The organism is Lacticaseibacillus hulanensis (assembly GCF_004010095.1).
In the GTDB taxonomy this organism is placed as follows: domain Bacteria; phylum Bacillota; class Bacilli; order Lactobacillales; family Lactobacillaceae; genus Lacticaseibacillus; species Lacticaseibacillus hulanensis.
Genome location: NZ_RRYD01000017.1, coordinates 1 through 15,774, shown reverse-complemented (window position 1 = coordinate 15,774; position 15,774 = coordinate 1). Strand labels below are relative to the sequence as shown.

Annotated in this window: 15 protein-coding genes; 12 read left to right on the top strand and 3 right to left on the bottom strand. The window is 50.7% G+C overall.

Translation table 11 applies throughout. The annotated features are described in order from the left end of the window. Window positions 1-153: 153 nt before the first annotated feature. From EKN00_RS05660 to EKN00_RS05645, 4 genes are all read left to right on the top strand, one after another. Complete coding sequence (locus tag EKN00_RS05660) at window positions 154-1,455, top strand: serine hydrolase (RefSeq protein WP_127849184.1); 1,302 nt, start codon at window positions 154-156, stop codon at window positions 1,453-1,455. Window positions 1,456-1,671: 216 nt separating this feature from the next. Then, entirely contained in the window at window positions 1,672-2,151 is a 480-nt protein-coding gene (locus EKN00_RS05655; protein ID WP_127849183.1) for a GreA/GreB family elongation factor, read from the top strand. Between the two features lie 134 nt (window positions 2,152-2,285). After that, on the top strand, window positions 2,286-3,830 hold the full coding sequence (locus tag EKN00_RS05650) for a UDP-N-acetylmuramoyl-L-alanyl-D-glutamate--2,6-diaminopimelate ligase (protein ID WP_127849182.1): 1,545 nt from the start codon (window positions 2,286-2,288) through the stop codon (window positions 3,828-3,830). 754 nt (window positions 3,831-4,584) lie between these two features. Further along, window positions 4,585-5,325 (top strand): GntR family transcriptional regulator, encoded by a 741-nt coding sequence (locus EKN00_RS05645; protein WP_127849181.1) that lies wholly within the window; start codon window positions 4,585-4,587, stop codon window positions 5,323-5,325. On the opposite strand, the gene EKN00_RS10820 is transcribed toward EKN00_RS05645, so the two are convergent. Further along, window positions 5,314-5,451, bottom strand: a complete 138-nt coding sequence (locus tag EKN00_RS10820; RefSeq protein WP_164848041.1) for a hypothetical protein — start codon at window positions 5,449-5,451, stop codon at window positions 5,314-5,316. The two genes, EKN00_RS05645 and EKN00_RS10820, sit on opposite strands and share 12 nt — an antisense overlap. Before the next feature lie 287 nt (window positions 5,452-5,738). On the opposite strand from EKN00_RS10820, the gene EKN00_RS05640 reads away from it, so the two are divergent. The 6 genes from EKN00_RS05640 to nagA all read left to right on the top strand — a co-directional run bounded on the left by EKN00_RS05640 (window position 5,739) and on the right by nagA (window position 11,378). After that, a complete protein-coding gene (locus EKN00_RS05640) occupies window positions 5,739-6,914 on the top strand; it encodes an SIS domain-containing protein (protein ID WP_127849180.1) in 1,176 nt (391 codons plus the stop codon). A 211-nt stretch (window positions 6,915-7,125) separates the two neighbouring features. Further along, a complete protein-coding gene (locus tag EKN00_RS05635; RefSeq protein ID WP_127849179.1) occupies window positions 7,126-7,605 on the top strand; it encodes a PTS sugar transporter subunit IIB in 480 nt (159 codons plus the stop codon). Window positions 7,606-7,701: 96 nt separating this feature from the next. Next, window positions 7,702-8,601 carry a PTS mannose/fructose/sorbose/N-acetylgalactosamine transporter subunit IIC gene (locus tag EKN00_RS05630; RefSeq protein WP_127849178.1) on the top strand — a complete coding sequence of 300 codons (900 nt, stop codon included), beginning with the start codon at window positions 7,702-7,704 and terminating at the stop codon, window positions 8,599-8,601. Then, complete coding sequence (locus EKN00_RS05625) at window positions 8,588-9,406, top strand: PTS system mannose/fructose/sorbose family transporter subunit IID (RefSeq protein ID WP_127849177.1); 819 nt, start codon at window positions 8,588-8,590, stop codon at window positions 9,404-9,406. The genes EKN00_RS05630 and EKN00_RS05625 overlap by 14 nt, the downstream gene beginning before the upstream one ends. A 211-nt stretch (window positions 9,407-9,617) precedes the next feature. Further along, window positions 9,618-10,013, top strand: a complete 396-nt coding sequence (locus EKN00_RS05620) for a PTS sugar transporter subunit IIA (protein ID WP_127849176.1) — start codon at window positions 9,618-9,620, stop codon at window positions 10,011-10,013. A 201-nt stretch (window positions 10,014-10,214) separates the two neighbouring features. Further along, window positions 10,215-11,378: an N-acetylglucosamine-6-phosphate deacetylase gene (nagA, locus tag EKN00_RS05615; RefSeq protein ID WP_127849175.1), complete on the top strand. Its 1,164-nt coding sequence runs from the start codon at window positions 10,215-10,217 to the stop codon at window positions 11,376-11,378. Window positions 11,379-11,463: 85 nt separating this feature from the next. Here the strand turns inward: nagA and EKN00_RS05610 are convergent, their stop codons facing one another. Beyond that, entirely contained in the window at window positions 11,464-12,177 is a 714-nt protein-coding gene (locus EKN00_RS05610; RefSeq protein ID WP_127849174.1) for a histidine phosphatase family protein, read from the bottom strand. A gap of 267 nt (window positions 12,178-12,444) precedes the next feature. Here EKN00_RS05610 and EKN00_RS05605 point away from each other — a divergent pair, with 267 nt between their 5' ends. Beyond that, entirely contained in the window at window positions 12,445-12,765 is a 321-nt protein-coding gene (locus EKN00_RS05605) for a hypothetical protein (protein ID WP_127849173.1), read from the top strand. A 112-nt stretch (window positions 12,766-12,877) separates the two neighbouring features. Here EKN00_RS05605 and lepB read toward each other — a convergent pair whose 3' ends face one another. After that, window positions 12,878-13,489: a signal peptidase I gene (lepB, locus tag EKN00_RS05600; RefSeq protein WP_127849172.1), complete on the bottom strand. Its 612-nt coding sequence runs from the start codon at window positions 13,487-13,489 to the stop codon at window positions 12,878-12,880. A gap of 200 nt (window positions 13,490-13,689) precedes the next feature. Between lepB and EKN00_RS05595 the strand changes: the two genes are divergently transcribed. Continuing rightward, window positions 13,690-15,231: an ABC-F family ATP-binding cassette domain-containing protein gene (locus EKN00_RS05595; protein ID WP_127849171.1), complete on the top strand. Its 1,542-nt coding sequence runs from the start codon at window positions 13,690-13,692 to the stop codon at window positions 15,229-15,231. The last annotated feature ends 543 nt before the right edge of the window (window positions 15,232-15,774 follow it).

The following is a 15,774-nucleotide window of genomic DNA, read 5'->3' as shown; positions in this document are numbered from 1 at the left end:
GCATTGTTTTGCTGGGTCAGCCGTGTAAAATGGTTAGTGTATTGTAACGAAAGCGCCCACTTTTGCATGCGCCGGAAGTGGCACAAAAATGTTCGTTAGTGGTGGCTACCGCGTATAATCATCCAAATAGCTACCCATAGAGAGGATAGAGTGATGAAGAAGTTCTTCCGTAACATCGTGGCCTTGCTGGCGACGATGACGATTGGGGCAACGGTACTGCCAGCAGTTAATGCAAGTGCTGCGACCGACTCTGTTGCCAGCACGCTTAACGTCAATGCGAAGGCCGCAATCAGTGTTGACGCCAAAACGGGGAAGGTGCTGTACGCAAAGAACGCGGACACATCTTTGCCAATCGCGTCCATGACCAAGCTGGTCACTGTGTACCTGCTGCGCGAGGCCATCAAGTCCGGTAAGGTGAAGTGGACTGACAAGGTAACGCCAGATCACGAAATCTACACGGTTAGCCAGGATAAGAAGCTTTCCAACGTTCCTCTGCGTGCGGATGGTTCATACTCCGTGAAGGAACTTTACCAAGCAACCCTGATTTACTCCGCCAACGCCGCAGCCATGGAGCTGGGGAACATTGTTGCCGGAAGCCAGGACAAGTTCATCGACATGATGAATAAGAAGCTCCAGAGCTGGGGAATCAGTGACGCCACCATCGTCAATGCTTGTGGCCTGAACAACTCTGACTTGGGCAACAACATCGTGGCCGGCACCAGCAAGAGCGACGAGAACAAGATGAGTGCCAAGGATATGGCAATCGTTGCGTCCAAGTTGCTGGCTGATTTCCCCGACGTGCTCGACACCACCAGTATTCCGCACAAGACCTTCCGTGCGGGGACTGACGACGCCACCAAGATGGACAACTGGGACTGGATGCTTCCAGGTCTTGTTTACCACCAGGATGATTTGAATGTTGACGGGCTTAAGACCGGGACGACCGATTCTGCCGGTGAATGCTTCACCGGGACCGCAACGAAGAACGGAATGCGAATCATCACGGTTGTACTGAACGCTGGCGGTACGGGTGCCACCAAGCGTTTCCAGCAGACCGCAACGCTGATGCGCTGGACCTTCAGCAACTGGACCGAAATGAAGGTTGTTGGCAAGAACGCAAGCGTTGCTGTCCACAAGACCATCAATGTGGACAAGGGTAAGGACACAACCGTTGCCGTTAAAACGAGCAAGGCTGTACTCGTCCCAGTTCCAACCGGCACGACCAAGAAGGACGTTACCCTGAGCTACAAGGCAGCCAAGAAGACCTTTGCCGCGCCAATCAAGAAGGGCACGACGGTTGGCAACGTTACCGTGAACGTTAAGGGCGATGACCTCGGTTACGTTGATGGAAGCGAAACTGCAGTGCAGGTGAAGACAACCAAGACGGTAGAAAAGGCAGGATTCATCCGGCTGATGTTCCGCGGGATTGGCAACTTCTTTAGTAATCTATTCTAATAATTAACGCATGAAAGCTGGCTGCGGTCGGCTTTTTTGCTTGGTCAAAACTATTAGGTGGCCGAGGTTGACGCCCGAACGGCAACGATATTTTGAATTACCAGATGCGACAAAATGATAAAGATGCCTGAATACGGTTGCTTAAATGGACGAAGCTAGGCACAATAGGCCATATAAAACTAGGACGCGGTGCGTCCGGTTGTGGAGGGTAAGTATATGGATTATTTCGACATCACACCTCAAGGGATGGCGTGGCTTGCGGCAGAGATTGAGCGGTGCAAGGCAAAACGACCGGCACTGATTAAGCGGGTGGCTGCGGCCGCGGCACTTGGGGACCGCTCCGAAAACGCAGAGTATACTGAATCCAAGCGTGAGCTGCGTGGTCTCGAGGGGCGCATGCGCTTTTTGGATAAAGAGATGCGCTATGGGCAAGTCGTGAAGGTGGCAGACGACGGGGTTGCAACGCTGGGCAAGCGGGTGACAATCCGGTTTAGCGATGAAGATGGCGATGAGGATGAGTATAACCTGGTCGGTCCCGCCGAAGCCGAAATCACCGAGGAGAATTTGACCTCCGTTTCCCCACTTGGCGCGGCAATATTGAACCACAAGGCGGGCGACACGTGCACGGTGCACGCACCTGCGGGGGATTACGACGTGGTTCTGAGTGCCGTAACGCTCATGGGTGACTTCAATTAAAGCGGGCGGCAGCCGCAGCGACTAGGTGGTATTGGTGACATAGCAGGCTAATGAAAGGGCTTTGCGAATTAACCTGCAGTACCATATAATTAACCCAGTGGTGTAAGCGCCACTAGAAGGATGGGACGAAGAATATGAGCATCTCATTACAAGCATGCATTTTACTCTTGAAGGAGCATCACTTATTGAAAAGCAGTGCCGTGCAGAACGACACGGCCGCAGAAATGAGTGGGATTGCGTACGACTCGCGGAAGGTTAGCGGGCCGACGCTGTTCTTTTGTAAGGGCGCCAAGTTCCGGCCGATTTATCTATCGATGGCCAAGGATAATGGGGCAACGACCTATGTTGCCGAGAAACCTTACGTTGAAGGAAATGGGTTGAACGCCCTCATCGTGGTGAACATCACCAAGGCGATGGCGATTTTGAGCGCGGCCTTTTATGATTTTCCCCAAGACGATTTGCACGTTATTGCGTACACGGGCACCCAAGGTAAAACCACATCAGCCTACTTCACTCGTGGAATTCTTGAAGCGGCCCACCCAAAGCACGTGGCACTGTTCTCGTCCATCGACCGGGTTGTTGGTTTCGGTGAGGGGGAACAGTTTCGCTCCGACCTGTCCACGCCGGAAAGCATGGACCTGTTCCACGACATGCGCACGGCGGTTAACAACGGGCTCACTGATTTGGTGATGGAAGTTTCCAGCCAAGCATATCTGCGTAACCGGGTCTTCGGTCTAACCTACGATGTTGGTGTCTTCCTGAATGTGGCTCCTGATCACATTGGGCCAAACGAGCACAAGGATTTTGCAGATTACCTGCACTGCAAGATGCAGATGATTGTGAACTCGCGGAAGGTGATTATTAACGCCGAAACGGATTACTTCGATGAGGTATACGCGGCGGCCAGGACAACCACCCACGCCGATAGTGTGTACCTATATGCCTCGGCAACGTTCACCCCGAAAAATCCAGATTTGCAAATTGATTTTCGCTATGACAGTCACACGACGGGTACCCAACACAGTGAATTCACCCTGATTCCGGTAACGGATAAGGCGGTGGCGCTTAATGTTGGCGGCAATTACTGCATTCAGGTAACGGGTGACTACAACGAAAGCAACGCAGCGGCGGCCGTGATTAGTGCGGGATTGGCGGGCGTCGACGCGACAACGGCAGCAAACGGCCTATCTAGGGTAACTATTCCGGGCCGGATGGAAGAATACACGGTGCCTGGTCACGGACACGTCTATGTTGACTACGCGCACAATTACTCAAGCCTGAAATCCGTGCTTAGTTTTCTCAACGCGGAGTTCAACAATCCGCGTCTGCTGGTGGTGATTGGGGCAACGGGTGACCGGAACGTTTCGCGGCGCGGCGATTTTGCCCGCGTGCTGAACGATTATGCTGATGACGCGTTCCTGACGACGGATAACCCTGGTTTTGAGAGCCCTGAATCGATTGTCAGCGATATTGAAGAAAATATCGACAGCAAGCGCGTGCACGTTCACGTTGAACTGGATCGGCAAAAGGCCATCGCGGATGCAATTGCGGCGAGTGCACCAGAAGATATTGTGATCATCGCGGGTAAGGGTGCGGAAAATCACCAGCGGATTCGTGGAGTTAACACCCCGTGGATGACCGATGCGGTCGCAGTGCAGAAGGCCATTAAAGATTTATAATTATATTAGGAGAGTGTTCACAATTCGTGGACGCTCTTTTTTTGTGGTCTAACAAGGATTTTGGGCATAAAACGAACAAAATAAACATAACTTGTAATTGAAAGATTGATGATAAATGAGATAAAAATTTGTAGGTACAAGTTATCATTCCGGCTAAATCCGTGAAAAAAGAGGCGTTGACGGGCAAATTGGGTCAGATGTGGTACCAAAAATATCTATCTATACCAATCTCTAAAAACCGCGCAGCCATGGTATTTGTCGTGGAGTCGTGATGACTAATAATCTACGTGGTTCACTAAAAAGTGGTTTTCATAGCAAAGGACAATAGTTAGCGTAATTGGTACCATTCGCAAACGTTGATATAGAGGCGTTTTACCTGTATAGACCAATAATTGGCATTTATTGAAAACTACGCTTACATGGTGTAAAACCCTAGTGGTATCACGTTTTGAGGATATTTGCGATGATACTTCGACAACGCTTTCAAAAATATTGGTCTTTTTTTGTCAGCATATATACCAAAAAGTCTTGGCATATAATCACCGGCCTGTCATACTGACGATGTTCAAATCAAAACCGCGTCATTAAAGGGTGTTATAAATATTTCTTATTCGTCAACATTATTGGTATACGTATACCAATAATCACTTTGTTTTCGGAAAGTATCCATATTTGCAAATTGGTCAGGTTGACGATAAATAAGAATACGTTTACACTTCTTCTGGTTGGTACCAATACAAGGCGGTGAGGACAAATGGAACAGGCAGAGCAACCACTACACGAGCAGCTGGTGAATCAGCTCCGTGAACGGATTAAAACCAAGATGACGCCGCATCAACAGATTCCGGCCGAGCGTGTGCTTGCGTCAGAGTACAACGTTAGTCGGAACACGGTGCGGGCGGCATTGGCCAAACTCGAAATGATGGGATTGATTTATCGACGTCGTGGCCGCGGCACGTTCGTCGCGAATCCTCTCGTTGAACCCACAAACTTGGCAGACACATACAGTTTTACCGAGCAGATGGAAGAGCAAGGCCGGCGACCGTATTCACGGGTTGTTTACTTGGAACATTTTCCGGCAACTAAGTACATTTCCGAGCAACTTAACATCCCGCTTGGCACACCAGCATACAAGCTAAAACGTCTGCGTTGTGCCGATGGGGTTCCGCTGATGGTTGAACGAACATTTCTGCCTGCCGATCGGTTTCCAAAGCTGACGGCAACAGAGATTGAACGTTTGGGGCTGTACGCGGTGATGCTGCAAAAGTACGATTCGCCGGTAATTGATGCGCGTGAGGCCTTCTATGCAAGTTTGATGCCCGACAAGGATGCAGACTTGCTCGAAGTACCAAAGGGGTCGCCTAGTTTAAATGTCCAACGTACTAGTACTGGTGCGAGCGGGGAAATCGTTGAGTTTACGCTCAGCGTGACCCGCGCCGACCAATTTGTTTATCGCGTTTTGCACCATGGTGCAGGACGTGGATCAACGACGTAGGGCGAGGTTCGGGAGAACTTCGTGGTAGTCGAGCTCCGTGCCCCTGAAGTTTGCGGTTACCAAGAAGCTGTCGATGATGGGAAAAGCGCCCATCACCGACACCTTCCCGGTAATCCTCAACTTCAACCCGGGACACTCCGCTCTGTGATGTAGTCGAGCTCCGCCACCCTGCTTTTTCCGCTTATCACGAGTCCAGTTCTGATGGGAAAAACGCCCATCAAAACTGAACTCACGGTAATGCTCAAAAGCAACCCGGGTGGCTACGCTCTGTGATGTAGTCGAGCTCCGTGTCCCTGAAGTTTGCGGTTACCACTGAATTTGGTCCGATGGGAAAAGCGCCCATCAAACCAAATTCAACGGTAATCCTCAACTTCAACCCGGGACACTCCGCTCTGTTAGGAGGAGAGACAGTCGTGTTTGCAAAATCGACGGAAGAATTAACGGCACTTGGCGCGCAGATAACCACTAAGGAAATCAAGCAGCAGCCAGAATTGTGGGAAGAGGCATTTGATAACTATTCAGCGCAGAAGGATGCAATTGGCAAATTCCTGCAGAAGGTAATTGATGCTGCATCTGGCAAGGTTACCCGCGTCATCTTTACGGGGGCCGGTACCAGTGCGTACACCGGTGACACGGTGACCCCATACCTGAATCAGCATGGCGACCGCAGCCACTTCCGGTTTGAATCAATCGCGACGACGGACATTGTGTCTGCGCCATATGATTTCCTCGAACCGGAAACACCAACAGTACTCGTTTCCTTCGCTCGGAGCGGGAACTCACCAGAGTCCGTGAAGACGGTGGAACTTGCTGAACAAGTGGTCAAGAACCTGCACCAGATCACCATTACCTGTGCACCAGACGGCAACCTCGCGCGGCACGCAACCGGCGAGAGTAAGAATCTGTTGTTGCTTCAGCCAGCTGGCTCGAACGATAAAGGGTTCGCGATGACGGGGAGCTTTTCCTGCATGGCACTGACCGCACTGCTTGTATTTGATCAGGCGGATGCTGTTGCTAAGGCTGATTACGTGGCAACGATTGTCAACATGGGTCACGAAGTCATTAATCGTGAAGCGGAAATTCAAAACTTCGTCGATGAAGATTTCAACCGCATCACTTACCTTGGCTCTGGTAGCCTGGGTGGCTTGACCCGTGAAGCACAGCTTAAGGTTTTGGAACTAACAGCCGGCAAGTTGGCCACAATTTTCGATACCTCAATGGGCTTTAGGCACGGTCCTAAGTCGTTCGTTGATGACAAGACGCTTGTCTTTGACTTCCTGAGCAATAATGCTTACACGCGCCAGTATGATGTGGACGTGATGGAAGAAATCAACGACGACAAGATCGCCAAGCGCATCGTCGCAATTGGCACCAATCAGGACAATAACTTCTCCGGTGAAAACTTCGCGTTTGCAACGGGTGACAGTAAGCTTCCCGAGGCGTACCAGGCACTACCTGATGTGATGTTTGCGCAAACGCTGGCACTGCTAAGCTCCATTAAGGTTGGTAACACACCAGATACCCCATCCCCATCAGGCACCGTTAACCGTGTCGTCAAAGGGGTAATCCTGCACGACTACGCAGGGTAAAATAGAAACTTCTAATTTGGATTCCACGCCATTAAGGCAATTATTTCATTCATAAAATCGGTGCTGCGGCATTGATTTTACATTGTAGGTTACAGGGTTGATATCACCGTGGCGAACCAAAACACGCAGTGGAATTGGTGATAGTAACCCAAGCTACGGTACAGATGGACGGGTTCATTAATCCATCTATACCGGTCAAGGAGGAATGGTCATGGCAATTATTGCAACACGTATTGACGGCCGTTTGGTTCACGGTCAAGTTGCTAACCTTTGGACCACTAAGTTACAGGCAACGCGCATCATGGTTGTTGATGACAAGGTGGCCGGAAGCGCAATTGAAAAAAGTGGTTTGCGGATGGCAGCACCTGCCAGCGTACGCCTTTCCGTACTGCCGGTGAAGACGGCTGCTAACCACATTCTGGCGCACAAGTACGACTCCCAGAAGGTATTCATCGTCGCTAAGACACCAGCACCACTGCTGGAACTAATTAAGCTCGGGGTACCGATTAAGGAAATCAACGTTGGGAACATGTCCCAGACAGACGAGACGCGGTCAATTACCCGTTCCGTCAACGTGGTGGATGCCGATGTTGAGAACTTCAAAGAGTTGGACAAGTTGGGTGTTAAATTGTTTAGCCAGATGGCACCTGGGGACACCGCGACTGACTTCATGCCGCTGCTGAACAAGTAACGAAGCGGCATTAGGTAGATCATTCAAGGCAATAGTTAAACATTCATTGGTAATTCAATGGTCTACCTAACCGCTTGTCAAAAAGGAGGAAGAACAATGCACATTGTATGGTGGCAGATTTTACTGATTACGCTCTATGCCGGCTACCAGATTCTCGATGAACTGCAGATTTACTCTTCATTGAGCTCACCAGTTGCTGCGGGTCTTATTTCAGGGCTCGTCATGGGTGACGTTAAGGCCGGATTGATTATTGGTGGTGGGATGCAGCTTACCATCCTCGGTGTTGGTACTTTCGGGGGTGCAACCCGTATCGACGCGAACACCGGGACATTGATTGCCGTAGCCTTTTCCGTTGGTGCCGGCATGGATGCTTCAGCCGCAATTGCAGCCGTTGCCGTTCCTGTTGCCAGCCTGATGGTTTACATGGATATCCTGGGTCGTTTCACCAACACCTTCTTCGCACACCGGATTGATGCCGAAGTTGAAAAGATGAACTACAAGGGAATTCAGCGTTACTTCGTTGCCGGTGCACTTCCATGGGCACTGTCCCGGATGATTCCAGTTTCCCTGGGTCTGTCTCTGGGTGGTGGTTTCATCACCAAGCTTGTTGATGCTCTGAACGGTCCTTGGAAGTGGCTCGGGGATGGTCTCTCCGTTGCCGGTGCCGTTTTGCCAGCCGTTGGTTTTGCTATTTTGCTCCGTTACCTGCCAGTTAAGAAGCACTGGCCATACCTGATCCTCGGGTTTGTTATCACCATGCTGATGTCCACCCTGTTCACCGACGTTCAGACTGTTGGTACAGGCTTGGCCGCAGCATCCAAGGCATTCACAACCAGCTTCAACGGTTTGTCCATGCTTGCCATTGCGTTCATCGGTCTTGCACTTGCCGCAATCAGTTACCAGCGTGCAATTTCCATGCCTAAAGCTGTAGCAGCACCAGCTGCCGGCAATTCAGATTCTGCAGAAGAGGGGGAAATCGAAGATGACGAACTCTAAGCCTACCTACAAACTTACTGACAAAGACTTTAACCAGATTAACCGTCGTAGCCTGTTCGGCTTCCAGTTGGGTTGGAACTACGAACGTATGCAAGGTTCTGGGTACTTGTACCACATCTTGCCACAACTGCGGAAGATTTATGGGGATGACACCCCTGAACTGAAGCAAGTTATGAAGATGCACACCCAGTTCTTCAACACTTCCAACTTTTTCAACACCATCATCACTGGTATTGACCTGGCTGTCGAAGAAGAACAAGGGATTGACGGGGCCGAAACTGTTTCCGGGATGAAGACCGGGCTCATGGGATCATTCGCCGCAATTGGTGACTCCATCTTCGCCTCCCTGATTCCAGCTATTTTCGGGGCAATTGCTGCCACGATGGCTTCACAAGGTAACCCAACCGGGCTGTTCATTTGGATTATTGCCCAGATGGCCGTCAACGTATTCCGTTGGGTACAACTCAAGATTGCTTACAAGCAGGGGGTTTCCCTGGTTACCACGATGCAGCACCAGCTGTCCGCTTTGACCGACGCCGCTACCTTGATGGGTGTGTTCATGGTCGGTGGTCTTGTTGCAACGATGATTAACGTTAAGATTGCTTGGGCACCAACAATTGGCTCCGTGCCACTGAACCTGCAAAACAACCTGGACATGATCCTGCCAAAGCTGCTGCCTGCAGTTATCGTAGGGATCATCTACTGGATGCTTGGTAAGAAGCACATGACTTCCACCAAGGCCATCTTCATTGTTCTGTTCGTCTCCATTGCCCTTGCTGCACTTGGTGTTATTGCTAAGGGTTAATTAGGAAACAACCTAAGCCGAAATGATATCTTGATGGTCGCCTAACATAGATAGAAGTTATGCGACCGGCGGAACAGCATTCAGGCTTGGGCACATAAGGGTCAGTTTTGAATAACTGCATCAATAGTTAACCGCGTGGCGTGTCCGCGTGAATAAGTTGAGCGGCAACCGCCTTACCTGCTGCCGCTCAACCCATAGGAGGAAACATTGTATGAGCGAATTGGTACTAATTAGTCACGGCGACTTCTGTCACGAATTGAAGAAGAGTGCGGAAATGATTATGGGCCCCCAGGACAACATTTACAGCGTTGGCTTGCAGCCAAGTGAAGGACCGGAAGATTTCGAAAAAAAGCTACTGGCCACACTTGATGGCTTGACCGACTACACCGTCTTTGCTGACTTGATGGGTGGCACGCCTTGCAACGTCGCATCACGTTTGTTGATGGAAGGAAAGGCACAGTTCGAACTGTACGCGGGGATGAACCTACCGATGTTAGTCAGCTTCATCAACGGTGAATTACTCGGATCGACGCCCGCAATTGTGGACGAAAGTAAGGCTGGTATCGTTCGCGTCAACGATGTGATTGCTGGAATTAGTGGTAAGTAGCTTTGGGCCAAGCATCGCGCATTTGCAGGGGTGCATCGGCTAACTAAGCGACAATGAATAAGTGAGCGACGGGGCGGGGACGCAAGTTCCGGCCCCGTTGCATTGACGGCGGTAAACAAGCAAACGCTCGAGTGTTAGAATGTTTGTGAAAGCGCTAATGCAAAAGCGCTGAACGTAAGTAATAGATTGGAGAATATAGCAATGAGTTATTACATTCACGCAGCAAAGTTTTTCCTGAAGAATGTGACCGAAAACGGGGGGTACCTCGAAATCACCGATGACGGTAAGTTTGGTGATTACTACCCAGCAGGTCAGAAGCCAGAAGGGGAAATCAAGGACCTGGGCAATCAGTGGGTTGCACCTGGGCTGGTGGACACCCACATTCACGGGCTTTTGGGGCACGACGTGATGGACAATGACTGGGACGCAATCCAGGAAATGGGCGAAGGACTTTTGTCTTGCGGGGTTACTTCATGGTTGCCAACCACACTCACTGGCTCTTTTGACCAATTGAATGCTGTATGTAAGACCATTGGGGACCACAAGGGCGAAGAAACCGGGGCCAAGATTCAGGGAATTTACTTCGAAGGCCCGTACTTCACTGAAGAGCACAAGGGCGCGCAGAACCCTAAGTACTTCAAGGACCCATCCATCAAGGAATTCGATGAATGGCAGGATAGCGCCAAGGGCCTTCTGCAAAAGATTGCCATTGCGCCAGAACGTAAGGGTGCCGTTGAATTCACCAAGCACGTAGCTCAGTCCGGCAAGGTTGTTTCCCTGGGCCACTCCAGTGCAACGTTCGAAGAGGCCAAGGCCTGCATCGAAGCCGGGGCATCTGTTTTCACCCACACATTCAACGGGATGAGCGGGTTGAACCACCGCGAACCCGGGATGGTTGGTGCGGCGATGTTCACGCAGGTTGTCGACGATGAATTGATCTGTGACGGGCGCCACGTTCGTCCAGAAGTTGCCGCAGCCCTGATTCGCGAAAAGACACCAGAGCACATTGCCCTCATTACTGATTGCATGCGTGCCGGGTTGATGCCTGATGGTGAATACGTTCTGGGTGAATTCCCAGTTATCGTTAAGGACGGCATGGCCAAGTTGCGTGATGGTGCGCACAGTTTGGCCGGCTCCATCTTGAAGCTGAACGACGCCGTCAAGAATGTGGTCGACTGGAACAACAACACACCTGAAGAAGCTGTGATGATGGCCAGCTACGTACCCGCGAAGTCCTGCAAGGTCGACGACAAGTGCGGCAGCATCTTGCCTGGTCGCGCGGCGGACTTCATCGTGCTTGCGCCAGACATGACTTTGACCGAAACCTATCTGGATGGTCAGTCACGTTGGGCCGCTAAAGCATAAAGCCAAAGAGTAATCAAAAATCCCCAGTCGCGGTGTCCATTAGGACCACCGCAACTGGGGATTTTTTCGGCTTTGGGCCGACTACTTAGTTAAGCTTGAATTCCTGGGTGGGCACGTTCTTAGTGCCGCCACCAAGTTCCACGTACTGCCGATCGTTGATTGATGCAATTGTGAATTTTCCGTCGCGGTAAATTAGCTTGGAGACGGCGACGTTTTTGATGAAGCCGGCGTCATCGGGCATGCCCAGTGAGTTGAGGAAAAGCCAGATGATGGCCCCGTGCGCAACGATGAACACGCGGTCCTGATTGTTTTGCTCAGCGGTTTGGCCAATTTTGGTCATCGCAGCGGTGAACCGGCTAATGCTCATTTTGCTGTTTTCCGCCGTGCTGTGGCCATGGTGGATGTCGAGGATGCGCACCAAATCGACCATTTGCTTCATGTTCAGTGAATCGACGTTCGCGACACCGGCATCAGCGAGCATTTTTGCGAGTGCGCCTTGCCGCTGGGTTTCCGGTTGGCCGTCGAACATGCCGAAGTTTTGCTCGCGCAGCCCCACCATTTTCGTGACGGGTAGCTGGATGCCGGCCGCATTTAGTGCCAGCTGGGCCGTATCAACCGCCCGCTGCAAATCGCTGGCATAGGCTGCGTCAAAGGTCACGCCGCTTTGCGCAAATCCGCGGCCGAGAGCCTGGGCATCGGCAGCGCCGCGGTCAGTGAGGTTGGAGTTAACGATTCCTTGCACGACGCCCTTAACGTTGTACTGGGTTTCGCCGTGTCGTGTGAGCAAAAGTTCAACCATATTGATTCCTCCTAAAGTAAATTGATGTAATGGGTAGAGCACAGACCAGTTATTAACTTAATTGTCCGTCGTTCCCCAATTCGGCGCAAGTTTTTATCCCGCGGTCAGAATGGAGAACGTAAATGGTGGCGATAATTCAAATAAATTGGGAAAATTCCCGTTTTTTTGTGTCAAACGTGCTTACTTATTGTAAGATAGACAGGTAAGAAAGTTAAGCGTAAATAAAATCTGATTGAATGCGGTCCAAGTCCGCGTGGAGGTAATGATATGCATGGTGTACCACAGAGTATGGATGAAGTTAAACAGCTTGCGGGGGGCCAGTACGGCGATGAAGACGATGTAATTATTGCCGGCCTCCAGAACTGGGCGCAGGAACTGCTGGACGAGGGTGCCGAGGGTGGTTACTTCACCGCCAAGATTGACGGCAACATTCTGCACATCACCGATATTGGTGGCAGCGAGGTTGCTGCACCTGCTCTTACTGGGCAGACCTACGTTGAAGCATTCAAGAAGGACGCCCGCGGAACGCTGCTCCAGATTCAAAATGCGTTGCGCAAACTGATCGATACACACGAGATTCAACTATAGTAGTAAATGGCGCCAATTGATTGTCAGTGGTCCTTGCGTTAGGATTGTTAGCGAGATGTTGGCTTAAAAACAAAAAAACGAGCGCAACGCGCTCGTTTTTAATTGGTTTAGATTAGTAAATCTTGAACTTCGACAGTGGCCAGTAACGTAGCCCGACTACTGATTGGATTTCGCTCTTGGGGATGAACCCAAAGGCCCGGCCGTCGTGCGAGACGTAGCGGTTGTCCCCCATGACGAAGTATTCGCCCGCGGGCACGGTGGCGCGGTGCGTTGATGCGAGTGTCTTCAGGGTGAAGTCGCCGGTGAACTTGAGGTTGCTTGCGTTCACGCCTTGGGAAGCCGCGGCCTCGTCAAGCTCCTTCTTGATGAAGCTTTGGTCGAGGTAATTCTGGTTGACCTTCTTGCCGTTGACGTAGAGTTGGTCGTTCTTGCTGGAAACAGTGTCGCCCGGCATGCCGATGACACGCTTGATGTAGAGCTCGCCAGGTTTAGGATTGTCGGACTCGGGAGCATAAAGCACGACGATATCGTTGCGCTTTGGCTTCTTGAGGCGCAGGGAGATTAGCCGGTCGCCACTTTCCAAACCGGGCTCCATGGAAGGGCCCTGGACAACATCCTTGCTGATGACAAACCGCATAATCAACATGGTGGCTGCCAGCACCGCGACGAATAACGCGATGAACTGTAAAATTGTTTTTAGAGCGTCATTTTTATTAGACTGCAACTGATTAATCCTCCAACTAATGTTGTGATAATCATACCACATGTGCTAACGTGACGGGAGAAGAGTGCGCACTCCAGCTTTTTAAAACGCGCATTTAATCGTCGGACAGAACGTGCCGGACGTGTCGGTAAACGGTGAGTCCCCGCATTGGAATTATTGGTGCGGTGGCGACTTCGCCGTTTGGTTTAAGGAGAAAGATAATGAGTATTTTAACGGTAACGGGTCTGAGCCAGCGCTTCGTCGATAAGCAGCTGTATCAGGATGCCAGTTTCCAGGTGAACAAAGAAGACCACTTAGGGATTATTGGTCAAAACGGGGCGGGGAAGAGTACCCTAATCAAAATTCTGACTGGTCAAATGGAAGCGGACGCCGGCAAAATTGTGTGGCAAAAGCACCTGCACATTGGGTATTTGGACCAGTACGCTAACCTGACGCCCGGCCAGACGATTGGCGACTTCCTGAAGACGGCCTTTGCCGATTTGTACGCCAAGGAAGCCAAGATTAACCAAATATATGAAGACTACGCAACGAATGCGGACGACGAATTGCTTGAAAAAGCGGGCGCCCTGCAGCAGGAACTCGAGGCAAAAGATTTCTATGGTATTGATACGCGCATTGAGACTGTTGCTAGTGGGCTAGGACTACTGGCAATCGGGCTTGATCACAAGGTGGACCAGCTATCTGGGGGCCAACGTTCGAAGATTATTTTGGCGAAGCTGCTGCTGGAAGAACCGGACATGCTGCTTCTTGATGAACCAACGAACTACCTGGATAAGGACCACATTGAGTGGCTTGCGGATTGGCTGCAAAACTTCGAGGGTGCATTTATCGTTATCAGCCATGATTATGATTTCCTGCAACTCGTGACCAACGCCATCCTGGACGTTGAGTTTGCGACCATCACCAAGTACACCGGTAACCTGAAGCAGGCGATGCGGCAGAAGGCGGCCAATGCGGAGACCTACATGAAGGCTTTCCACAAGCAGCAAGAAATGATTCAAAAAACCGAAGCGTACATCCGGAAGTTCAAGGCCGGTAGCCGTAGTAACTCGGCGAAGAGTCGGGAAAAGCAATTGGCCCGGGTTGATCGGCTGACGCCACCTGGTAACCGGGCGCACGCCAAGATTGCCTTTCCGTTCGTGGAACAAAACAGTCAGGTGCTGGTTGATGTCGACAGCTTGGTCGTTGGGTACGACAAACCGTTGCTCAGCCCAATGAATTTCACCATTGCGGAAGATGAAGTCCTGGTCCTTGAAGGTTTTAACGGTGTCGGTAAGTCAACGCTGTTGCGCACGATTCTGGGACTACAGCCAGCCATCAGTGGCAGTGTTGAAGTTGCGCAGAACGTCGTCTTTGGTTACTTTGAACAGGAACTGAACTGGAAGGTGCCAAAGCAGACCCCACTTCAGTACATGATGGGTAAATACCCGGCGGCGAACCAGCGGACTTTGCGGCAGGTGCTCAGTCGCACCGCGCTCACCCGTGAAGAAGCGGACAAACCATTGATGCTTCTGTCCGGTGGTGAGCAGAGCAAGGTGAAGATTGCGGATTTGATGATGCAGCCGACCAATTTGCTGATCATGGATGAACCAACGAACCACTTGGACGACGACACCAAGAATGCATTGCGCCAAGCGCTAATTGATTTTCCTGGTGCGGTAGTGCTCGTTTCCCATGAAGAAGGATTCTATGACGATTCATGGGTTGATACAGTTGTGAACGTCGCGGCCCTGCGCGTTTAATTTTGCTTAATCATGGAAGCTCGGCGGACTAACCTAGTTCGCCGGGCTTTTTTGTGCCCATGACCGGCAGTCTAATCTAACCATCAGCAATGTCTAGCGTGGGAAAACAGTTTATTCACACCGTGATTGGTTAGAGGCGGGGTGATGCGCGCGATAGCAACGGCGAAAGTTCGCATTTATTTTCGCACCAGCAATAAGATATTTGTGCGTGCTACTCTATAGAAGAATAAATATGAGGTTAAGGATGCAGGCACGTTTTCGGAAAATAGTTGGGACAAAATTGAAAATAACCTTTGACACACTCATTGCTGGCTGGTACTATATTTAAGTTGCCTGATGCGGAAACGCAACGACAACAGCTTCACAGCAACCCAAAGCAATCATCACGATTGAAAAAAGTTGTTGACAACAAGTTATCATCGTTGTATGATAATAAAGTTGTCGCGAGGCAATGAATTAAAAAGTGGTTCCTTGAAAACTGAACAAAGTTTCGTATAAATGTAGGTTCTTCAGCTTTAGCTGAAGGAAGAATTAACACATTAT